Annotated in this window: 27 protein-coding genes; 19 read left to right on the plus strand and 8 right to left on the minus strand. The window is 63.0% G+C overall.

Annotated elements, in window-relative coordinates; translation table 11 throughout:
• Positions 1-161 precede the first annotated feature (161 nt).
• On the plus strand, positions 162-1,232 hold the full coding sequence (locus NL532_RS19790) for a branched-chain amino acid ABC transporter substrate-binding protein (RefSeq protein ID WP_023739381.1): 1,071 nt from the start codon (positions 162-164) through the stop codon (positions 1,230-1,232).
• Entirely contained in the window at positions 1,232-2,251 is a 1,020-nt protein-coding gene (locus NL532_RS19795; RefSeq protein ID WP_023829941.1) for a P1 family peptidase, read from the plus strand. Before NL532_RS19790 ends, NL532_RS19795 begins: the two co-directional genes overlap by 1 nt.
• 7 nt (positions 2,252-2,258) lie before the next feature.
• Here NL532_RS19795 and NL532_RS19800 read toward each other — a convergent pair whose 3' ends face one another.
• A complete protein-coding gene (locus NL532_RS19800) occupies positions 2,259-2,513 on the minus strand; it encodes a DUF2171 domain-containing protein (RefSeq protein WP_023669083.1) in 255 nt (84 codons plus the stop codon).
• Positions 2,514-2,650: 137 nt separating this feature from the next.
• Between NL532_RS19800 and NL532_RS19805 the strand changes: the two genes are divergently transcribed.
• The 4 genes from NL532_RS19805 to NL532_RS19820 all read left to right on the plus strand — a co-directional run bounded on the left by NL532_RS19805 (position 2,651) and on the right by NL532_RS19820 (position 5,995).
• On the plus strand, positions 2,651-3,376 hold the full coding sequence (locus NL532_RS19805) for a DUF2259 domain-containing protein (protein ID WP_023829942.1): 726 nt from the start codon (positions 2,651-2,653) through the stop codon (positions 3,374-3,376).
• A 101-nt stretch (positions 3,377-3,477) separates the two neighbouring features.
• A complete protein-coding gene (locus NL532_RS19810) occupies positions 3,478-3,897 on the plus strand; it encodes a hypothetical protein (protein WP_245261354.1) in 420 nt (139 codons plus the stop codon).
• 59 nt (positions 3,898-3,956) lie between these two features.
• Positions 3,957-5,258, plus strand: coding sequence for an adenylosuccinate lyase (purB, locus tag NL532_RS19815; RefSeq protein WP_023829943.1), 1,302 nt, complete (start codon positions 3,957-3,959; stop codon positions 5,256-5,258).
• 8 nt (positions 5,259-5,266) lie between these two features.
• Positions 5,267-5,995: a metallophosphoesterase family protein gene (locus NL532_RS19820; RefSeq protein WP_023829944.1), complete on the plus strand. Its 729-nt coding sequence runs from the start codon at positions 5,267-5,269 to the stop codon at positions 5,993-5,995.
• A gap of 15 nt (positions 5,996-6,010) precedes the next feature.
• Here NL532_RS19820 and NL532_RS19825 read toward each other — a convergent pair whose 3' ends face one another.
• Positions 6,011-6,826 carry a VOC family protein gene (locus tag NL532_RS19825; RefSeq protein ID WP_023754381.1) on the minus strand — a complete coding sequence of 272 codons (816 nt, stop codon included), beginning with the start codon at positions 6,824-6,826 and terminating at the stop codon, positions 6,011-6,013.
• Between the two features lie 195 nt (positions 6,827-7,021).
• Between NL532_RS19825 and NL532_RS19830 the strand changes: the two genes are divergently transcribed.
• The gene (locus tag NL532_RS19830) at positions 7,022-7,576 is read left to right on the plus strand and encodes an RBBP9/YdeN family alpha/beta hydrolase (protein ID WP_023694132.1); all 555 of its coding nucleotides are present in this window, start codon (positions 7,022-7,024) and stop codon (positions 7,574-7,576) included.
• A gap of 19 nt (positions 7,577-7,595) precedes the next feature.
• Here the strand turns inward: NL532_RS19830 and NL532_RS19835 are convergent, their stop codons facing one another.
• Together NL532_RS19835 and NL532_RS19840 are read right to left on the minus strand one after the other, a co-directional pair.
• Positions 7,596-8,369 carry an HpcH/HpaI aldolase family protein gene (locus tag NL532_RS19835; RefSeq protein WP_023669090.1) on the minus strand — a complete coding sequence of 258 codons (774 nt, stop codon included), beginning with the start codon at positions 8,367-8,369 and terminating at the stop codon, positions 7,596-7,598.
• A 127-nt stretch (positions 8,370-8,496) separates the two neighbouring features.
• Positions 8,497-8,817 (minus strand): DUF1476 domain-containing protein, encoded by a 321-nt coding sequence (locus tag NL532_RS19840; protein ID WP_023669091.1) that lies wholly within the window; start codon positions 8,815-8,817, stop codon positions 8,497-8,499.
• 47 nt (positions 8,818-8,864) lie between these two features.
• On the opposite strand from NL532_RS19840, the gene NL532_RS19845 reads away from it, so the two are divergent.
• The 6 genes from NL532_RS19845 (at position 8,865) to NL532_RS19870 (ending at position 11,988) form a co-directional block, all read left to right on the plus strand.
• On the plus strand, positions 8,865-8,987 hold the full coding sequence (locus tag NL532_RS19845; RefSeq protein WP_280790911.1) for a hypothetical protein: 123 nt from the start codon (positions 8,865-8,867) through the stop codon (positions 8,985-8,987).
• 105 nt (positions 8,988-9,092) lie between these two features.
• Positions 9,093-9,887, plus strand: a complete 795-nt coding sequence (purC, locus tag NL532_RS19850) for a phosphoribosylaminoimidazolesuccinocarboxamide synthase (protein WP_013532127.1) — start codon at positions 9,093-9,095, stop codon at positions 9,885-9,887.
• An 88-nt stretch (positions 9,888-9,975) separates the two neighbouring features.
• Positions 9,976-10,218 (plus strand): phosphoribosylformylglycinamidine synthase subunit PurS, encoded by a 243-nt coding sequence (gene purS / locus NL532_RS19855; RefSeq protein ID WP_023669092.1) that lies wholly within the window; start codon positions 9,976-9,978, stop codon positions 10,216-10,218.
• 1 nt (position 10,219) lies between these two features.
• A complete protein-coding gene (gene purQ / locus NL532_RS19860) occupies positions 10,220-10,888 on the plus strand; it encodes a phosphoribosylformylglycinamidine synthase subunit PurQ (RefSeq protein WP_023829945.1) in 669 nt (222 codons plus the stop codon).
• 40 nt (positions 10,889-10,928) lie between these two features.
• Entirely contained in the window at positions 10,929-11,339 is a 411-nt protein-coding gene (locus NL532_RS19865) for a hypothetical protein (protein WP_023669094.1), read from the plus strand.
• Between the two features lie 4 nt (positions 11,340-11,343).
• Complete coding sequence (locus NL532_RS19870) at positions 11,344-11,988, plus strand: Pr6Pr family membrane protein (RefSeq protein ID WP_023829946.1); 645 nt, start codon at positions 11,344-11,346, stop codon at positions 11,986-11,988.
• Between the two features lie 12 nt (positions 11,989-12,000).
• Here NL532_RS19870 and NL532_RS19875 read toward each other — a convergent pair whose 3' ends face one another.
• Complete coding sequence (locus NL532_RS19875; RefSeq protein WP_023829947.1) at positions 12,001-12,240, minus strand: DUF1127 domain-containing protein; 240 nt, start codon at positions 12,238-12,240, stop codon at positions 12,001-12,003.
• 93 nt (positions 12,241-12,333) lie between these two features.
• On the opposite strand from NL532_RS19875, the gene NL532_RS19880 reads away from it, so the two are divergent.
• A complete protein-coding gene (locus NL532_RS19880) occupies positions 12,334-13,746 on the plus strand; it encodes an aminotransferase-like domain-containing protein (RefSeq protein ID WP_023684885.1) in 1,413 nt (470 codons plus the stop codon).
• 42 nt (positions 13,747-13,788) lie between these two features.
• Here NL532_RS19880 and NL532_RS19885 read toward each other — a convergent pair whose 3' ends face one another.
• Positions 13,789-13,953: a hypothetical protein gene (locus tag NL532_RS19885; protein WP_023669098.1), complete on the minus strand. Its 165-nt coding sequence runs from the start codon at positions 13,951-13,953 to the stop codon at positions 13,789-13,791.
• A gap of 189 nt (positions 13,954-14,142) precedes the next feature.
• Here NL532_RS19885 and purL point away from each other — a divergent pair, with 189 nt between their 5' ends.
• From purL to NL532_RS19900, 3 genes are all read left to right on the plus strand, one after another.
• Positions 14,143-16,374, plus strand: a complete 2,232-nt coding sequence (gene purL / locus NL532_RS19890; protein ID WP_023829948.1) for a phosphoribosylformylglycinamidine synthase subunit PurL — start codon at positions 14,143-14,145, stop codon at positions 16,372-16,374.
• The gene (locus tag NL532_RS19895) at positions 16,371-16,895 is read left to right on the plus strand and encodes a hypothetical protein (RefSeq protein ID WP_023829949.1); all 525 of its coding nucleotides are present in this window, start codon (positions 16,371-16,373) and stop codon (positions 16,893-16,895) included. Before purL ends, NL532_RS19895 begins: the two co-directional genes overlap by 4 nt.
• A gap of 99 nt (positions 16,896-16,994) precedes the next feature.
• Complete coding sequence (locus tag NL532_RS19900; RefSeq protein WP_010909092.1) at positions 16,995-17,228, plus strand: BolA/IbaG family iron-sulfur metabolism protein; 234 nt, start codon at positions 16,995-16,997, stop codon at positions 17,226-17,228.
• Between the two features lie 12 nt (positions 17,229-17,240).
• Here the strand turns inward: NL532_RS19900 and NL532_RS19905 are convergent, their stop codons facing one another.
• Positions 17,241-18,074, minus strand: coding sequence for a phosphodiester glycosidase family protein (locus NL532_RS19905; protein WP_023829950.1), 834 nt, complete (start codon positions 18,072-18,074; stop codon positions 17,241-17,243).
• Between the two features lie 160 nt (positions 18,075-18,234).
• Between NL532_RS19905 and grxD the strand changes: the two genes are divergently transcribed.
• Positions 18,235-18,570, plus strand: a complete 336-nt coding sequence (grxD, locus tag NL532_RS19910; RefSeq protein WP_023669102.1) for a Grx4 family monothiol glutaredoxin — start codon at positions 18,235-18,237, stop codon at positions 18,568-18,570.
• A 118-nt stretch (positions 18,571-18,688) separates the two neighbouring features.
• Positions 18,689-19,957, plus strand: coding sequence for a multidrug effflux MFS transporter (locus NL532_RS19915; RefSeq protein ID WP_023829951.1), 1,269 nt, complete (start codon positions 18,689-18,691; stop codon positions 19,955-19,957).
• A gap of 63 nt (positions 19,958-20,020) precedes the next feature.
• Here NL532_RS19915 and NL532_RS32415 read toward each other — a convergent pair whose 3' ends face one another.
• Complete coding sequence (locus NL532_RS32415) at positions 20,021-20,431, minus strand: UCP034077 family protein (RefSeq protein WP_023669104.1); 411 nt, start codon at positions 20,429-20,431, stop codon at positions 20,021-20,023.
• Positions 20,432-20,503 lie beyond the last annotated feature (72 nt).

Below are 20,503 nucleotides of genomic sequence, written 5' to 3' on the forward strand. Positions count from 1 at the left end.
GGAACCCAAGCGTTATATATGGCGGCACACAATAGGCCACAAGCGAAGTGGTTGACGCCAATCCGCAAATTCCCGTGTTGCGCCTGGGGCGGGCAGCCTTTAGGTCTTGGCACAAGAGACGCTGGAAGCATGCGACCGGCACGGAGGAATTCGTCGTCAAAATGCGACCCCCAACAGCTGTAATAGCGGCACTGCTCTGGCTGCTGCCGGCAAGCGCCGGCGCGCAGACGCTGCATGTCGGCGTCGCCGCGCCCCTGTCCGGTCCGTCGGCGATCCTGGGCAAGCAGATCGAGGCGGGCGCTGCCCTGGCAGCAGAAGCCAACGGCGCCGAGATCAGGACGGTCGACGATGCCTGCACCGCCGATGGCGGGGCTGCCGCCGCCAGGGAATTCGCCGCTGCGAAGGTCGATATCGTCGTCGGCTTCCTCTGCACCGAGGCGATCCAGGCGGCGCTGCCGATCCTCAAGGACGCCAACATACCGGTCATCACCGTTGGCGTGCGCACCGAAAGCCTGACCGATCGCCGCGCCAAAACCGGCTGGCCGGTCTACCGGCTGGGGCCACGCGGCGACGACGAGCGCAATGCGGTGGCCGGCATCCTGACCCGGCTGTGGCAGAGCGAATTGTTCGCCATCGTCGATGACGGGACCATCTATGGCCGCGAAATCGCCGAGACGCTGCGCGCAGCGGCCGAACAGGCGGCGCTGAAGCCGGTCTTCACAGACACGTTCCGGCCGCAGCTCGACAACCAGATCGGGCTGATCGGCCGGCTGAAGAAGGCGGGCGCGACGCATGTCTTTGCCGGTGGCGACGGCGACGACATCGCCATTATGGGCCGCGACGCCGGCCAGCTCGAGGCCGGCATTGTCTTTGCCGGCGGCGAGAATTTGCGCACGCCACCCGGCGATGTGCCTTACGCCGTCGGCACGCTGATGATCGCGCCGCCGGAATGGGCCGATGTCGCCGATCCCAAGGTGCTGGCGGCGTTTACGGCCAAGAACATCGCGCCGGATGGCTATGCCTTGCCGGCCTACGCGGCGGTGGAGATTGCCAAGGCGGCCTCGGCCGCGCCCCAGACCTCGGGCAAGGGGCTGGCCGACGCGCTAACCGGGCATGATTTCACCACCGCGATCGGGCCGCTGCGGTTCGACGACAAAGGCGATCTGAGCCAAAACCTCTATCGCGCCTTCCGCTTCGACGGGACGCGTTTCGTGCCGGCGGAGACGAACTGATGTTTCGCACCGGGCCGCGCAATCTGATCACCGATGTCGCCGGCTTGCGCGTCGGCAACGCGTCGGATGCCACGCTGAAATCGGGCGTCACCACCGTATTGTGCGACGAACCGGCGGTCGGTGGCGTGCAGATCCTCGGCGGCGCGCCGGGCACGCGCGAGACCGATTTGCTCGAACCGCACAATTCCATCGAGGCGGTTCATGCCGTCGTGCTTTCGGGCGGTTCGGCCTTCGGCCTCGACGCCGCGTCGGGCGTGCAGGCGGCGTTGCGTGAAAAAGGCATTGGCGTCGATGTCGGCGGCTTTCGGGTGCCGATCGTGCCGGCGGCGATCCTGTTTGACCTGCGCAATGGCGGCGACAAGGCTTGGGGGCGTTATCCGCCCTACCGCGACCTCGGCTACGAAGCAGCTCAGGCGGCAACAGTCGACTTTCCGCTCGGCACAATCGGCGCCGGCACCGGCGCGCTAAGCTCCGGGCTGAAGGGCGGCCTCGGCTCGGCCTCGACCGTGCTCGACAGCGGCATCACCATCGGCGCGCTGGCCGCCGCCAACCCGACCGGCTCGGTAACGATCGCGCGGACCCGCTATTTCTGGGCAGCACCCTTCGAGATCGGCGATGAATTCGGAGGCCTCGGCTATCCCTCGCCGATGCCGGACGACGCCAGGCGGATCCTATTGAAACACCGCGACAAGCGTGTCGGTGGACAAGCCGAGGCCGGTGGCAACACCACCATCGCCGTCATCGCCACCGACGCCGTGCTGACCAAGGCGGCAGCCAAGCGGCTGGCCATTTCAGCGCATGACGGCTTCGTGCGCGCCATCTGGCCCGTGCACACGCCGGCTGACGGCGATCTGGTGTTCGCGCTGGCGACGGGCAAGAGCGGCATAGAACTCAGCGCCGACGATGCCGTCGATTTCTTTGCCGCCGCCGGCGCCACCATGGCGCGCGCCATCAGCCGCGGCATCCACGCCGCGACGCCGGCCGATGGCGATCTGTTTGCGGTGTGGTCGTCGCGCTGACTTTCAGTCAGGTCGGGTCGGACTCCTCTTCCTCGAAGCTGACCGCGACATCCGAATTCGCCGACAGCCAGACTTTCTGGCCCTCGACCTCGGCAAGCAGGCTCAAGGGAATGTAGTGGTGATGCCCCTGATGGGCGCCCTCGCCGCTGTCGGCCTTGGTCAACTTGATCCGCTCGCCATCGACCCTGTCGACGGTGCCGATGTGAACGCCGTCGGCGCCGACCACTTCCATATGCTCGCGAATCTTGCTGGCCTCAGTCATGGGGTGTTCTCCTTTTGAAAACGATCGACGATAACAAACAGAGGCGAAATTGGATGCATCGCCTTTCGAATAGCACGATGTTTTGACTGTCTCGTGATAGGGAACGATCGAACCAAGGCAGGCGGAGCGGAACCCCGATGCGAAATCTCGTCCTGATTGGCGTTTGCCTGCTGGTCCATCTGGCATCCGCCATGGCCGCCCGAGCGGGCGATGTCGCCGAGCTTGAAATCCTCGGCTTCAGCAAGGATGGCAGCGTCTCCGCCTTCGAGGAATATGGTGTGGCAGACGGTTCGGGCTTTCCCTATGCCAATCGCTACTACATCAACACCGCCGACGACACGTTCCTGAAGGGCACGCCAATCCGGGTCCGGCTGGAGGATGAGACCGCCTCGCTCGAGACGGCCCGTCAGCAAGCCAGGCAAAAAGGCGAAGCAATCATTGCCCAGGCCGAGCTTACCGCCAACCGCGGCATCACCGCCGGCTTCAACCCGGTGACCGAATTGTCGGCCGACCCGTTCCGCATGGTGGTCAACCCACGGCCGATCTTTTCGCCGGTCGACCCGCCGCTGGAATTCCGGCTGGACGAGATCGGCATGAACGACACCGAAAGCTGCCAGAGCCAAGGCGAGATCAACGGTTTTCGCTTGCTGCGGATCGAGGCCAGGGATGGCGGCCAGACCCATCTGCTGCATGAGGATAAATCGATCCCGAAAAGCCGTGGCTGCCCGAACGGCTACAGGATCGGCGCGGTGCAGACATTTTCGATGGACGGCATCAGCGCCTATGCGGTGCTGATCGCGGTGCGCCAATACGGCTTCGAAGGGCCGGATTTTCGCTGGATCGCCGTGACCGGACGCCTGTGACATCGCTCGATCAATCCAGCTGGCGCAAGCGCGCCGGAAATCGCGTCAGCCGCGCCGTACCATCGACGGGCACGGCGCTTGTCGGCGCCTTGCTGTGGGCGATGGCCATGGGCGCCAGCGCGCTGACCGGTCTTTGGCTCGACAATTGGGAGACCCCGGAAAAGATCCGCTTCGTCGCCCTGCTGTTTGCGACCGGCGCGGCATTGGCCTTTCCCGTCGGGTTGTTCGCGGCGCGGCTGGTCTCGCTCGACCGGCATTGGGAGGTGGCGTTCGCCGCCGCCTTCGTCTGCCTGCTTGCCACGACGCTCGCCTTCACCGGCGGGTTGTTTGCGCTGCAATACCGCTCCTATTATGCCGAATGGCACGCGGAGGCCTTCACCGCCCGGTGGGCGTTCGAACTGGTCTTCACCTCGCTGACGGCGCTCTACCAGTTCGTGGTGCTGGGTATCAGGCTCTATTTTCCGCTCGGATTCATCGCGCTTGCCGCCGCCAGCGTTTGGTTTGCACGCCAGCAGCGTTGAGCATTCGGTCCGCCTCTGATAGGAGGCGCACTTAACCACCGACATATCAGGACTGACGGATGATCCCTCGCTATTCCCGGCCGGAAATGGTCGCCATCTGGTCGCCGGAAACCCGCTTCCGCATCTGGTTCGAGATCGAGGCCCATGCCTGCGATGCGCTGGCTGAGCTCGGCGTCATTCCCAGGGAAGCCGCCAAGACCATCTGGGAAAAAGGCGGCGCCGCCCAATTCGACGTCGGCAAGATCGACGAGATCGAGGCCGTCACCAAGCACGACGTCATCGCATTTCTGACCCATCTCGCTGAATTCGTCGGACCGGATGCGCGTTTCATCCACCAGGGTATGACCTCGTCGGATGTTCTCGACACCTGCCTTGCGGTGCAGCTCAGCCGCGCCAGCGATATTTTGCTGGCCGACCTCGACGGCCTGCTCGCCGCGCTGAAGCGCCGTGCCTTCGAGCACAAGGACACCGTCACCATCGGCCGCAGCCACGGCATCCATGCCGAGCCGACCACGTTCGGCGTCAAGCTGGCGCAGGCCTATGCCGAGTTCTCACGCTGCCGCGAGCGGCTGGTGCACGCGCGAGAGGATATTGCCACCTGCGCCATATCGGGCGCGATCGGCACCTTCGCCAACATCGATCCCTATGTCGAAGAACATGTGGCGAAAAAGCTTGGGCTGAAGCCGGAGCCGGTGTCGACGCAGGTCATCCCTCGCGACCGCCATGCCATGTTCTTTGCCACGCTCGGCGTCATCGCCTCGTCGGTCGAGCGGCTGGCGACCGAGATCCGCCATCTGCAGCGCACCGAGGTGCTGGAAGCGGAAGAGTATTTTTCGCCGGGCCAGAAGGGCTCGTCGGCAATGCCGCACAAGCGCAACCCGGTGCTGACCGAAAACCTCACCGGCCTTGCCCGCATGGTGCGCTCCATGGCCTTGCCGGCGATGGAGAATGTCGCGCTCTGGCACGAGCGCGACATTTCGCATTCCTCGGTCGAGCGCATGATCGGCCCGGACGCCACGATAACACTCGATTTCGCGCTGTCGCGGCTCACCGGCGTCGTCGACAAATTGCTGATCTATCCCGACAACATGCTGAAGAACATGAACAAGTTCCGTGGCCTGGTGCATTCGCAGCGCGTGTTGCTGGCGCTGACCCAAGCCGGCGTCAGTCGCGAGGACGCCTACCGCCTGGTGCAGCGCAACGCCATGAAGGTATGGGAACATGGCGCTGATTTCCTTGAGGAATTGTTGGGTGACAAGGAAGTCACCGCAGCGCTGCCCGAAGCCGAGATCCGCGAGAAATTCGACCTGGGCTATCACACCAAGCATGTCGACACGATCTTCAAGCGGGTTTTCGGATAGGTTTTTCGATGCGGCTGGCCGTCCTTTCCGACATCCATGGGAATCTGCGCGCGCTTGAGGCGGTTCATGCGCAGATCAAAGACGCTTCTCCCGACATAATCGTCAATCTGGGCGATTGTCTTTCCGGGCCGCTATGGCCTGAAGAAACCGCGCAATATCTGATGGCGCAGAATTGGCCGACCGTGCGCGGCAATCACGACCGTGTGCTGGTCGAGCCGCCTGCTTCCGGGTTGGAAGACGTCGATGCTTTCACCCACCAACGCCTGTCCCAGGCGTCATTGACCTGGCTCTCCGCATTGCCGGTCACCCTGTCGCCTGCCCAGGACATCCTGCTTTGCCATGGCAGCCCCAGTGACGACGACGTGTTCCTGCTCGAGGAAGACGGAGGCAGCCACTTCCACCCGTCCAATGAAAAGCAGATCAGGCACAAGCTGGGCAGCGCCGGCGCCGGGCTGACCTTGTGCGGCCATACACATACGCCGCGCGTTGTGCGCTTGTCGGACAACCGGACAATCGTCAATCCCGGCAGTGTCGGCGTCCAGGCATTCCCAGGTTTGACTGTGACCGGCAGTCCGGATGCCCGCTATGCCCTTGCCACGCGCAAGGACAGACAATGGTCGTTCAGCCATCATACGGTCAGCTATGACTGGACCGAAGCATCCGGCCGCGCCACGGCGACCGGATTCGACAGCTGGGCGCATGGGCTGCTGACGGGCTACGCCGCCAATTCCTTGTAAGAACCGAGCAGACGCTCAGCCTGGGGCGCCTGGTACGGTGCGGATCACCGTGCCCCACGGATCTTCCCGTGTGATGTCAGCGGTTGTCTTGTCCGAGCGCATCTCGACCCAGGCCAGCCCTGAGCGGGACGGATCGCGGCGCCCGGCGCCGGCGCTGTGCCACGAATTGCCACCGATATGATGGTGGTAGCCTCCCGACGACAGGAACACCGCCTGCCCTCCATACTTAGCGACCGTGTCGAAGCCAAATTCGTCGTGCCACCAGGCCTCGGCATCTTCCGGCCGGCCGACGCGCAGATGGACATGGCCGATAATGCTGTTTTGCGGCGCGCCCTGCCAGCCGGCGTCACCGGCCGGCACGCTGCCAACCACGGCGGCCAGATTCAGCCGCTCGGTCGCCATGGCGATCTTGTCGCCGTTCCACTTCCACTCCTGCGGCAGACGGTCCCTATAGATTTCAATGCCGTTGCCTTCGGGGTCGGTCAGATAGAGAGCCTCGCTGACCAGATGGTCGGAGGCGCCCTCGATGCGGATCTTGTTGGCGGCGGCATGGTTTATCCAACGGCCGAGATCGGCGCGGCTGGGCAGAAGGAAAGCGGTGTGGAAAAGGCCGGCGCTGCGCGGATCGTCGGGCTTGGCCGCTGCGTCAGGCTCGATGACCAGCAGCGGGCGCTCGGCAGCGCCCAGCGTGATGGCGCCATCGGCGCGGCTCAATTCCTGCAGGCCGACAACAGCCCGGTAGTAATCGGCAAGTCCTTCGGCGTCGCGCGCCTTCAGGCCCACGCGTGACACGCTGACGGGGGTCGTCGCGGCAAAAGGCAGTTCGCTCATAAGACTCTCCGTTCAGCGCGTTATCCCTAGGGCGCGCCACCAGCCTATTCTGTTGTCCATCTCTCCCCGCCTCAAATCGTCGATCCTGATCGTTCACACAAGATGGAAAGAATCGAACAGGTTGTTCACGATTGTGATGCACCGCATGCGTCAGCGCGGGTTGCACGAGACACGGCCGCTCGCTATCTCAGCGCCATGAAAGTCAAAGACGCAGATATTCTGATCGTGCCGGGCTACACCAATTCCGGCCCCCAACACTGGCAGACACGCTGGCAGTCGAAACTGTCGACGGCGCGCCGGGTCGAGCAGGCGGAGTGGTCGAAGCCGGTGCGCGAGGACTGGACGGCGAGCGTGGCGAACGCTGTCAACGAGGCCGAGCGGCCGGTGGTGATCGTTGCCCATTCCCTGGGCGTGGCGGCCGCGGTGCAGGCCATTCCGCAGTTCAGGAAGCCGGTCGCCGGTGCGTTCTTTGTCGCGCCGCCCGACGTCGCCAACCCGGAGATAAGGCCGCGTCACCTGATGACCTTTGGCCCCTATGCACGCGAACCGCTGCCCTTCCCGTCCATCGTCATCGCCAGCCGCAACGATCCGTTCTGCGCCTTCGAGGTTGCCGAGGACATTGCCGGCGCCTGGGGTTCGCTGTTCATCGATGCCGGCGAAACCGGTCACCTCAATGAGGATGCCGGCTTCGGCCCGTGGCCGGAAGGGTCGATGACCTTCGCCAAGTTCCTGACCGACCTCAAGGCCTGACCGGGCAAGGCACCACGCCTCAGCCCTTGATCGAATCGTTCATGCTTTTGATGAGTATCTTTGCGCCGAGCGAAATCAGCGCATGGTCCGAGCCCATCGCCAGCAGCCGGTAGCCCATCGCCACGACGCGGCCGGCAATCGCCGGCTCAACGACGTAGATTGCCGCATGCTTGCCCGCCTTGCGCGTCCGCTCGGCGATGGAGGCGACGGTTTCCATCATGCTTTCCAGCGTCGAATTGACGGTGGCGCCATTCGACCAGGCGATGGAGAAATCCGATGGGCCGAGGAAGATGCCGTCAATGCCCGGCGTGTCGAGGATGCCGTCCAGCGCATCGAGTGCGGCGCGCGTTTCGACCATGGCAAAGGCCATGGTGCGTTGATTGGTGTCGCGCAGCCATTCGGCGTGGTCGCCTTTGCCATGGCGCGGAAAAGCATAGGTCGGGCCCCAGGAGCGCTCGCCCATCGGCGGATATTTCATCGCCGCGGCAAAGAGTTTTGCATCGGCCACCGAATTCACCATCGGTGCAATCACCGCCTCGGCACCGAAATCGAGGGCGCGGCTGGCCATGTCGAAGCGGCCGACCGGAATGCGCACCAGCGCCGGCTTGTTGGCGGCCAGCACCGGCACCAGGCCGCGCAAGACCGAGTCTTCGTGGTGTCCGCCATGCTGCATATCGAGGGTGACGGCGTCAAAACCCTGCTTGGCGATGATTTCGACCGTCAAAGCGTCCGGAACGCCGGACCAGGCGGTGAACAGCGTTTCATCCGCCGCCAGGCGTGACTTCAGGGACATGGGTGCTTTCCTCGTTGGGTAGAGCCTTGTAACAGGCCTACGCACAGTTTCAGCCGGAAAAGGCTGAAAAGGCAAAGAAAAACCGCCCGGCTGGACCGGGCGGTCGATTGGTCCAGCGCTACTCGCTCTAGGTGTTCTTGATCTGCTCGATCGCCTGCGCCATCAGTTCGTCCATGGTGCGGCGGATCTGGTGATCCGACTGGTCGACGCCGGCGGCGTCGAAATCCTTGCGGATCTTGCGGAATACGTCGTGATCGCCGGCTTCCTCGATATCGGAAACCACAACTTCCTTGGCATAGGCGTCGGCGTCAGTGCCGGATTTGCCCAGCTTTTCGGCGGCCCACAGACCGAGCGCCTTGTTGCGGCGTGCGGAAGCCTTGAAGCGAAGTTCTTCGTCGAAGGCGAATTTGCGCTCAAAACCCTCTTCGCGGTCTTTCATGCTGCTCATGGCTTCCCTCCGATGAAATCGATTCGCGTTGGCGATGGATATGTGTGTTGCCGCAGCACAAACCAAAAGGGCGCGGGCCGGTCAATATGCTACATCACTTGCTGCGCTGCGGCATTTCATTCCTGAAAGCGGTCGATGGAAAGGATTTGCCGATTGAGCAAACGCTGTGATTGGGATAGACCCGGCATTGAACCCCACCCGTCGCCGCACCAATTTAGGCAGACGGACAGGAACTGGTCGCTTGCCGCCTGCCCGCAAATCCAGAGAAAAATCAGATGAAAAATCGCCGCCGCATTTATGAAGGCAAGGCCAAGATCCTCTATGAGGGACCGGAACCGGGCACACTTATCCAGTTCTTCAAGGATGATGCGACCGCATTCAACAAGAAGAAACATGAGGTCATCGACGGCAAGGGTGTGCTCAACAACCGCATTTCCGAGTACATCTTTAACCATCTGAACCGCATGGGCATTCCGACCCACTTCATCCGCCGGCTCAACATGCGCGAGCAGTTGATCAAGGAAGTCGAGATTATTCCGCTCGAAGTGGTGGTGCGCAATGTCGCCGCCGGCTCGCTGTCCAAGCGCCTCGGCATCGAGGAAGGCACCGTTCTGCCGCGCTCGATCATCGAATTCTATTATAAGGCCGATGCGCTCGACGATCCGATGGTGTCGGAAGAGCACATCACCGCTTTCGGCTGGGCAAGCCCGCAGGAGATCGACGACGTCATGGCGCTGGCCATCCGCGTCAACGACTTCCTCTCCGGCCTGTTCATGGGTGTCGGCATCCAACTCGTCGATTTCAAGATCGAATGCGGCCGCCTGTTCGAGGGCGACATGATGCGCATCGTCGTTGCCGACGAGATCTCGCCGGATTCGTGCCGGCTGTGGGACGTGGCAACGCAGGACAAGCTCGACAAGGACCGTTTCCGCCGCGATATGGGCGGCCTCGTCGAAGCCTATCAGGAAGTTGCCCGCCGCCTCGGCATCATGAACGAGAACGAGCCGCCGCGCCCGACCGGCCCGGTGCTCGTCGCCTCGACCGATGGCCTCAAAGGCAAGCCGCACTAAGTCTTCATTTCTTGACGCGATTCCGGACGAAAAACCGCTTCAGACTTTTCCTGGAATTGCTAAGTCTTCGAACAGGAACCTGTCCAGCATGATCAAGGCCCGCATCACCGTCACCCTCAAGAACGGCGTGCTCGACCCGCAGGGAAAAGCCATAGAGCACGCTCTGTCCGGACTGGGGTTCGGCGGCGTCGGCCAGGTGCGGCAGGGCAAGGTCTTCGACCTCGAGCTCTCAGAGACCGACAAGGCCAAGGCCGAAGCCGATCTGAAAGCCATGTGCGACAAGCTGCTGGCGAACACAGTGATCGAGAATTACGCGGTGGAGATCGCTTGATATGAAATCAGCTGTCGTTCTTCTCCCCGGCCTCAACCGCGACCGCGACATGATTGCGGCGCTGACCAAGATCTCCGGGCAGGCGCCGGCGACCGTCTGGCAGACCGACACCGAAATCCCTGATGTGGACCTGATCGCCATTCCCGGCGGCTTCTCGTTCGGCGACTATCTGCGTTGCGGCGCCATTGCCGCGCGCATGCCGGTCATGCGGGCGGTTGCGGAAAAGGCGGCCAAGGGCGTCATGGTCATCGGCGTCTGCAACGGCTTCCAGATCCTGGTCGAGGCTGGCCTTTTGCCCGGCGCGCTGATGCGCAATGCCTCGCTGAAATTCGTTTGCCGGGAGGTGAAGCTCGAAATCGCCAACGCCAACACCATGTTCACCCGCCGCTACCAGCCGGGTCAGATCATCCGCACGCCGGTGGCGCATCACGACGGCAACTATTTCGCCGACGCCGACACGCTTGCCCGTCTCGAAGGCGAAGGACAGGTGGTGTTTCGCTATGCCGAGGGCACCAATCCCAATGGCTCGATGAACGACATTGCCGGTATCGTCAGCGAGAAGGGCAATGTGCTCGGCCTGATGCCGCATCCCGAAAACCTGATCGAGGCAGCGCATGGCGGAAGCGACGGCCGCGCTCTGTTCGAAGGCGCGCTCGGCATCGCCGCCTGATATCTCAAAATTACTTTCAAAAACGCGGGGGCGGTTGACCATGAGACTGACGATTGTTCGCCTAGGTCCCCTGGCTGCTGCCGGCTTGGCGTTGGCGTCCTGCCAGTCCAGCCCGAAGAGCGCGCCGGTCCCCACGGGCAAGAGCGCTTCGCTGCTGGCCATGGAGCAGGTGGCGATATCGGCCCACAAATGCTGGATCGCCAGCAAGGATCCCGCCTTCAAATCCTATCAGATGGCCAATGAGCTGAATTCGTTCAGCGGCACGCCCCGCTTCCTGCTGGTGCCGGCCAAGCATTATGGCGGCAAGCCGCTGCTGGTCGTCCAGGCGCAAGGCAATTCCAGCCGCGTCGACGTGTTCGGTCCGCTGATGGACGATCCGCTCGGCGCGCGCATCGGATCCGACATTGCGCGCTGGCAAACGGGCAACCCCTCCTGCAACGCGGCCGCCTGACGCCATGGGCCGCTTCCTGCAGTTTGCGGGATTGGTCATAGGTCTGGCCGGGCTTGTCCTGCAAGCGTGCATCACCATCCCGGCATCGATGGAGGCCGGCCGCAGTTTTCTCGGCTCCATCGTCTTTCTGTTCAGCTTCTTCACCATCCTGACCAACATCGGTGCGGTGCTGGTCCATGTCTCGCTGCTGTCGCCTTCGGGCTACGCCTGGCTGCCCGCCTTTGCCGGACCGCGGATGCGGGCCGGCGTCGCCGTGTCCATCGCGCTTGTCTTCATCGTCTATGCGACCGTTCTGGCGCAGCTCTGGCAGCCGCAGGGGCTGTTCCTGCTCTGCGACGTGCTGCTGCACTATGTGACGCCGGTTCTGTTCGTGCTGTGGTGGCTGATAGCAGGTGCCGACGGCAGAGCGAGATGGAGCGACATTTCCTGGTGGATGGCCTATCCGATCGCCTATCTCGCCTATGCGCTTGTACGCGCACCAATCGCAGGCGAAGTGCCCTACCCGTTCCTCGACGTTGCGAAAAACGGCACGACCAACGTCGCGCTTGCGGCGCTGGCTGTCACCGGGGTTTTCCTGGTGCTGTGCATCCTCGCTGTGCTTGCCGACAAGGGCGTCTCACGCATAAGAACATCCGGCGCGCGCCGCTGACCGGGCTCCGGGTCAGTCCCAGAATTGCCTGATGCCTTCGCGGTGGGCGTCGTCACGCGACACACCGATGTCCCTGAGTTGCTCGTCGGTCATTTCGAGCAAAGCCAGGCGGCCGCGACGGCGCTCGATCAGCACGTCGATCCATCGCGCCAGCGATCTGACCACATGCACGATCCGGCCGACAAAGCCTCGCCGGCTGGCCGGCCCGACCAATTCAATGCCCGCGCAGCGGATTGTCTCGATTGTATCCATTGTCTTTCAGCCAACCTTGCAAATTGTACCCATCTTAGTACGGTTCTGATATGCATTGACACCCGATCTGGTGCAATATACAGAATTGTCACCATGACAAATTGGCTCCCTGACCTCACCATCGGTTCCGGCCCGCTTTACCAGCGCCTTGCCGACAGCATCGAGTCGGACATTGACAAGGGCGTCATCGATGCCGGGGCAAAATTGCCGCCGCAGCGCGATCTCGCCTATGATATCGGCACGACGGTCGGCACGATCGGCCGAGCCTATCAGCTGCTGCGCGAGCGCGGCCTGGTGAGCGGCGAAGTCGGTCGCGGGACCTATGTGCTGGCGCAGCAATCGGAAGCGGCGTCACCCGAATTCGCCGAGCCGGCCGTGCAAGGCACGCGCTATGTCGATGCACCGCCCGGCAAGCTGCGTTTCGACAGCACTGCCGCGCCCGACATCGGCCAGGGCGCCATTGTCGCCGACATGCTCTCGCGCACGGTGCAGGATCACCCGCACGAGATTTCGAGCTACACCAGGGATTTTCCGGAGCGCTGGTTCGAGGCCGGCGCCCGCTGGCTGTCGCGCAATTCGTTCCGTCCGGCGGCCGACACCATCGTTCCCACGCTTGGCACACATGCCGCGGTGATGGCGGCGATTGCGGCACTGACCACACCGGGCGACTATGTCGCCTTCGAGCACCTCACCTATTCGCAGATCGCCCGCAGCGCCGGGCTGATCGGGCGGCGCATAGCACTGGTGGCATCGGACGAAGAAGGCCTCGATCCCGAGGATTTCGAACGCGTCTGCGCGCAAAAGCACCCGAAGATGATCTTCCTGATGCCGACGGTGCAGAACCCGACGCTGGCGATCCTGTCGGTTTCGCGCCGCGAGGCGATCGCTCGTGTCGCGCGCGCGTACAATGTCATCGTCATCGAGGACGATCTCTATGGCGGCCTGACCGAAGATCCGACGCCGCTCATCGCCGAATATGCACCCGAGCGCACCATTGTCGCCGGCGGTCTGTCGAAATCGGTCGCGGCAGGTGTTCGCGGCGGCTGGCTCTCCTGCCCGCCCGCCTATCGCCATCGCATCCGCGTCGCCCACAAGATGATGACCGGCGGGATGCCGTTCCTGCTGGCGGAGGTGAATGCGCGGCTGGTGCTGTCAGGGCAGGCTGGCGATATCCGCAAACGCAGCATTGCCGAAATTGCCGCCCGCATCGCCATCGTGCGCGAGACACTGGCGGGTTTCGCCTTCAAGTCACACGGCAGCGTGCCCTTCGTCTGGCTGACGCTGCCCGATCCCTGGCTGTCCGGCACGTTCAGGAGCGCATGCCTCGAAAATGGCGTGCTCCTCGACGACGAGGACGAGTTCAAGGCGGGGCGTTCCGAGCAGGTTTTTCACGGCGTGCGTTTCGGCGTCTCGCAGCCAAGGCGGCGCGAGGACATCACCGGCGGCGTCGCGGTGATCCGGCGGCTGCTGGAGGAAGGCCGCGCCGGCTACGACAGTTCGTCCTGAATCGTTGGCGCCAAACCGTGCCCCTGCGTACCGATCTCAGGTTCAGCCTTCTGCCTTGAAGTTTTTGGCTTCCTTCGCGCCCTTGTCCTTGCCGTGCTTCTCGGCCAGGTCCTTGGCTTGCTTGGGCGAAACGTCGGTGGTCTCGGCAATATGCATGGCCTCCTTGTCGGAGAGGCGATTGTCTTTCTTGCCTTGCTTGGTGGCCATGTCGAAATCTCCTGGTTGGTTTGAGGCCTAACGGCCGGGATGCCATAGCGTTCCCCAGCGGCTCCCCGCTACCATCGTCGCCCTGTGGTTTTCCGGCGTTTTTCGTCATCCAATGGGGTGTATCACGCCAAAGCTTGCGATATGAGGGGGACTCAAATTCCCCTCTCCCATGGACATCAATCGCCGCCCATGACCATTTCCAATTCCGTGCCGATCACCCCGGAACTCATCGCTGCGCATGGGCTGAAGCCCGACGAATACCAGCGCATCCTCGACCTGGTCGGGCGCGAACCGAGCTTTACCGAACTCGGCATCTTCTCGGCGATGTGGAATGAGCACTGCTCCTACAAATCCTCGAAGAAATGGCTGCGCACGCTGCCGACCACCGGGCCGCAGGTCATCCAGGGTCCGGGCGAGAACGCCGGCGTGGTCGATATCGGCGACGGCGACTGCGTCGTCTTCAAGATGGAGAGCCACAACCATCCCTCCTACATCGAGCCCTACCAGGGTGCGGCGACCGGCGTCGGCGGCATATTGCGCGACGTCTTCACCATGGGCGCGCGGCCGATTGCGGCGATGAACGCTTTGCGCTTCGGCGCACCGGACCATCCCAAGACCAGGCACCTGGTCAGCGGCGTGGTTTCCGGCGTCGGAGGATACGGCAACGCCTTTGGCGTGCCGACCGTCGGCGGCGAGGTCAATTTCGACGCCCGCTACAACGGCAACATCCTGGTCAACGCCTTTGCCGCCGGCCTCGCCAAGACAGATGCGATCTTCCTGTCGGAAGCCAAGGGCGTCGGCCTGCCGGTCGTCTATCTCGGCGCCAAGACCGGCCGCGACGGCGTCGGCGGCGCCACGATGGCCTCGGCCGAGTTCGACGACAAGATCGACGAGAAGCGCCCGACCGTGCAGGTCGGCGATCCCTTCACGGAAAAATGCCTGCTCGAAGCCTGCCTTGAGCTGATGGCGTCCGGCGCCGTCATCGCCATCCAGGACATGGGTGCGGCCGGCCTCACCTGTTCGGCGGTCGAGATGGGTGCCAAGGGCGACCTCGGCATCGAGCTTCACCTCGACCAGGTGCCGGTGCGCGAAGAGCGCATGAGCGCCTATGAGATGATGCTGTCGGAGAGCCAGGAGCGCATGCTGATGGTGCTGCGCCCCGAGAAGGAAAAGGAAGCCGAGGCGATCTTCCACAAATGGGGCCTCGACTTCGCCATTGTCGGCAAGACCACCGACGATCTGCGCTTCCGCGTCATTCACCAGGGCGACGAGGTCGCCAACCTGCCGATCAAGGACCTTGGCGACAAGGCGCCGGAATACGACCGCCCCTGGGTCGAGCCGAAGAAACCTGCGGCGCTTGCCGCCGGCGATGCGCCGAAGGCCGATGTCGCCGACGCGCTGCTGAAACTGCTCGGCGGGCCGGACCTGTCGTCGCGGCGATGGGTGTGGGAGCAATACGACACGCTGATCCAGGGCAATTCGCTGCAGCTTCCGGGCGGCGACGCCGGCGTGGTGCGCGTCGAAGGCCATCCGACCAAGGCGCTCGCCTTCTCCTCCGACGTGACGCCGCGCTATTGCGAGGCCGACCCGTATGAAGGCGGCAAGCAGGCGGTGGCCGAATGCTGGCGCAACCTTACCGCCACCGGCGCGCTGCCGCTGGCGGCGACGGACAACCTCAATTTCGGCAATCCGGAACGGCCCGAGATCATGGGCCAACTGGTCGGCGCGGTGAAAGGCATTGGCGATGCCTGCCGCGCGCTCGGCTTCCCGATCGTGTCGGGCAATGTCTCGCTCTACAATGAAACCAACGGCCAGGGCATCCTGCCGACGCCGACCATCGGCGGCGTCGGGCTGATTGCCGACTGGTCGAAGATGACCCGTATCGGCTTTGCCGCCGAGGGCCAGATGATCCTGCTGGTCGGCGCACCCGCAAGCTGGGGCAGCCATCTCGGCCAGTCCGCCTATTTCAGGGACATCCATGGCCGTACCGACGGGCCGCCGCCATCCGTCGACCTCGCCCATGAAAAGCGCGTCGGCGACCACGTGCGCGCGCTGATCGCGTCGGGCGTCGTCACCGCGGCGCATGACCTTTCCGATGGCGGCCTTGCGGTGGCCCTGGCCGAGATGGCGACGGCGTCCGGCATCGGCGCCACAATTCCGGGGCTCGCCGGCACCGACCCGATCCCGGTCTGGTTCGGCGAAGACCAGGGCCGCTACCTCCTGACGCTGTCCGTCGATCCGCAGAGCAAGGAATGGGACGCCATCCGCGAGGAACAGAGCAGGCTCGGCATCTTTGCGCCATGGATCGGCTCGACCGGTGGAAACGAACTGAAGCTCGGCGATGCCAGGGCGATCCCGGTCAGCGAATTGACCGCCGCCCACGAAGGCTGGTTCCCGAACTTCATGGACAAGTCCATTTGACCAGCCTGGCAGCCCGGACGCTGATCGCAGTCGTCTTCTGGCCGTCGCTGTTCTTCTTCTGGTTCCTCGGGCCGTTCGTCTTTTTCCTGCTGTCGACGACCTCGAGCGAGGTCTGTCCGCTGCTGGAAAGGCGTGACCAGTTCATTGAGGCGGCCAATGGCACACTGCAGATGCTGGCCTTGCAAAGTCTGATCTATGCGATCCCCATCGTCTGCCTGGTGCTGTGGAGCCGCCTTTTGCCGAACCCGGCGCGCGCAAGGCATGTCGCCACCTGCATCAAGCTCTTTGCCATTGCGGTCATTACCGGCGCGCTGTGGGAATACGGGTCATCGCTGATCTGCGACGGCTATGGCCAACCATTCTTTTCGCCCTTGTGGCAGATGACCAGCTATCTCCCGATTATCAACCTGGCGCTCAACATCCCGCTCTATGTCCTGGTGTCCAGCCTTGGCCGGGGGTTCTCGACCCGCGACGACATTACCGAAGATGGTGTGGTTCACCCGCGGCAGGATGGCCCTTAGACACTGCGTCGCCGACAGAACGGCTTCAACCCGGACCAGAAAGGCTTTAGGCTGCCGTCCGAGTCACTCGTGCCTAGCCGCCCAGAACAGGATTTTGCCATGGCAATGGATGCCCACGACATCGAAAAACTGATCAAGGACGGCATTCCGGACGCCAAGGTGACGATCCGCGACCTCGCCGGTGACGGCGATCACTATGCAGCCGAAGTGGTGGCCGAAAGCTTCCGCGGAAAGAGCCGCGTCCAGCAGCACCAAATGGTCTATGATGCGCTGAAGGGCAATATGGGCGGCGTGCTGCACGCGCTGGCCCTGCAGACCAGCGTGCCGGACTGAAGCCAGACTGGCCTACTGTTTCTGCGGCTGCTTCGCCGACACTGACGTGATCGGCTTCGCCGACACTGAGATGATCGGGCCCGCCGGGTATTTTCCGCCGACGATCATTCTTTTCCCATCCGACAGCGCGGAGACCGCGCCGTCGAGGAACAGCGCGTTGCGGCATTGTAGCGCGTCGCGAAACAGCCGCGCAAAGCTGCCGAAACTGACCTCAGACCGCGAGATCACCAGCAAAACGGTGTTTTCATCGCGCACGCCGACGCCGTTGCGGATGTAGCGCGAGGTTCCGTTCGGCTCGAAGCGTGGGTGAATCTTGCCATCGATCACCAGCATCGGGCCGGACTGCGTGGCGAAGGCAACATCGCGTTTGGTGACCGCATAGGCGTTGCTTTCCATGACAGCCGCCTTGCCGTCCTTGCCCACCAGAAAAACGCCGTTCGGTTTCAGGAAGAAATTGCCTTCGCCGTCGGCAAGATTGAGCCGTGACTTTTCGCTGCCGTCCTCGACCAGGAGCCCGACCGGCGACAAATCCTCGTGATACATGCCGCCATTCATGGCGAGCAGCACCGGCCTCCCCTCGCCCGCAACCGCCTTTTCGAAGGCTTCGAGCGAACCAAAAGGCTTGCCATCGGCGCCAGCGTGGAAAACACCGATGCTGTCGGCGCGAAGATCGATCTCGCAAACGACATAGGTCACCGCCTCGAAGGCGACATTCCGGCAAGGCGCGGGCAGGTCACCGCCAATGACCAGCGGCGGCGGCTCCGGGCGTCTCGGCCACCAGACAACGGCAATCGCCGCCAGCAGGATGGCGATCGGAAGGGCGGCGCCATATCGTCTTTTCATCATGTTCCGAAGGCTGCAATCGGGTCGGATGCTTGGCCCAAGACAGGCGATCCTTTGCGCCATTTCCGCGACGGCGGCGCAAACATCTTGTTTCGGCCCATCTATGGGTTTATTTGATGGCTATGCTTCGAGCCTGACTCCCACAGGCGTGAAAGGATATCTCATGAGCGGCATCAACGACTACATCGACAGCGAAGTGAAGGGCAACGACGTCGTCCTTTTCATGAAGGGCACGCCCGGTTTTCCGCAGTGCGGCTTTTCCGGCCAGGTCGTCCAGATCCTCGATTACATCGGCGCCGACTACAAGGGCGTCGACGTGCTGACCTCGGCCGAACTGCGCCAGGGCATCAAGGAATATTCGAACTGGCCGACGATCCCGCAGCTTTACGTCAAGGGCGAATTCGTCGGCGGCTGCGACATCATCCGCGAAATGTTCCAGGCGGGCGAGCTGCAGACGTTGCTCGTCGACAAGGGCGTCAGCGTCAAAGCGACAGCCTGATTCTGAGTTGAGACGGGGCAGCCCCGCCCCGGCAAAATGTTACCTCCCCCTATCGGAGTGAGGACGAACTTATGCGCCGGCATGCCGGCGCATATTCGTTTTGAAGATCGGACCCGCCGTGGACCAGCCAGCAAAAGCGCCGCAACAGGGACGCAAATTGCCTATTCCGCGCTGGGAATTCATCGCGCTGTGCGCGGCACTGATGGCGTTGAACTCGCTGGCCATCGACATCATGCTGCCGGCACTGCAGCAAATCGGCGCCACGCTTGGCGTTGAGAATGAAAACCACCGCCAGTATGTGATCACCGCCTATATATTGGGCTTCGGTGGCGGACAGCTTTTCTTCGGACCGATCTCGGACCGGTTCGGGCGCCGCGCGCCGCTCGTTGCCGGGCTGGCGATTTATGTCGTGGCGGCGGCAGCTGCCGCCATCGCCCCGTCATTCGCCGTCCTGCTGCTGTGCCGGCTGGTGCAAGGCATCGGTGCGGCGGCGACCCGCGTCATCGCCGTCTCGATCGTGCGCGACACGTTCGACGGTCGGCGCATGGCCGAGGTGATGTCTCTGATCTTCATGGTGTTCATGGCCATCCCGGTGATCGCGCCTGGGATCGGCCAGGTCATCATGCTGTTCGCAACATGGCACTGGATCTTCGTCACCATGGCCGTCGGGGCGCTGATCGTGTCGGCGTGGTCGCTGCTGCGGCTGCCGGAGACGCTGCATCCGGAGTACCGCCGGCCGCTGACAGTCTCATCCGTCGTCGGTGGTTTCCGCATCGTGCTCACCAACCGCATGGCGCTTTGCTACGCCTTTGCCAGCACCTTCATTTTCGCCGCCATGTTCGGCTTCATCGCCTCCGCACAGCAGATCTATGTCGACATTTTTCATGTCGGCGAATTGTTTCCTGTCATCTTCGCGGGTGTCGCCGGCGTTCTCGCTTTTTCGAACTACCTCAACTCGCGCCTGGTCGGCCGCATCGGCATGCGCCGCCTGTCGCAGAGCGCACTGCTGTTGTTCCTGGTGATCAGCCTTGCCTGGCTCACCGTTTCGCTTCAAATGAAGATGCCACTCTGGCTGTTCATCACCTTCTTCGCCAGTGCGATGCTCCCGTTCGGCGCGCTCGGCGCCAATTTCAACGCGCTCGCGATGGAGCCGCTCGGCCAACTGGCGGGCACCGCGTCGTCCATCCTGGGCTTCATGCAGACTTTTCTCGGCGGCATCCTCGGCACGCTGATCGGCCAGGCCTTCAACGGCACGGTGACGCCGCTTGCCGCCGGCTTCTGCAGCGTCTCGGTCGCGGCCCTGCTGATGATCCTGATCGCCGAGCGCGGCAAGATGTTCCAGCCGCACAACCCACCCATTTCAGGGCACGTCACCGACCTGCATTGAGCAACTGTTCTGCGCTACGAGTTTTATTTGTCTCAGACCGCAGCCACCTTCAAGCGACGCGTTTCAGGATGCGCCGCCAATCACTGCCGTGAAACGAGGGAACAGCGGGCGCCCTGCGATGGCGCCACCCATGCTGTCCGAAAGAGGCATCGGCAGAGCCTTGTCGAGCGCTTCGAGCACGGATGACACAAAGACCCGGTTGAGCGAGGCATCATCTCCCATATGGGAGAAAGTGGCGCGCGGTTTGCCCATCAGCGTGCCGTTTTTGCGAATTGAGAAACTCAGCGTCAGGGTCATGCCAGCACTTCCAGGCGGCGGCTGCCAACAGGCAAAGATCGCGGAAAACATCTCGTCTATGGTATCGACGGGATCGCGACTGCCGCACGCGCGTTCCTGCGATCTTGCCTCAGTGGCGCCAGCGGCGGCCAAGGCAAGTGCAAGCGCCGTTGCAACAATTGCGGACCGATGTTTCATTTCGCAGCTTCCGACTTCGCGAGAGATTGGACACTATAACAGAGCCAATATACTTGACGAAAGCCTCTACCA

Origin of the sequence: Mesorhizobium sp. C120A (assembly GCF_030323105.1) — a bacterium.
Lineage (GTDB): Bacteria > Pseudomonadota > Alphaproteobacteria > Rhizobiales > Rhizobiaceae > Mesorhizobium.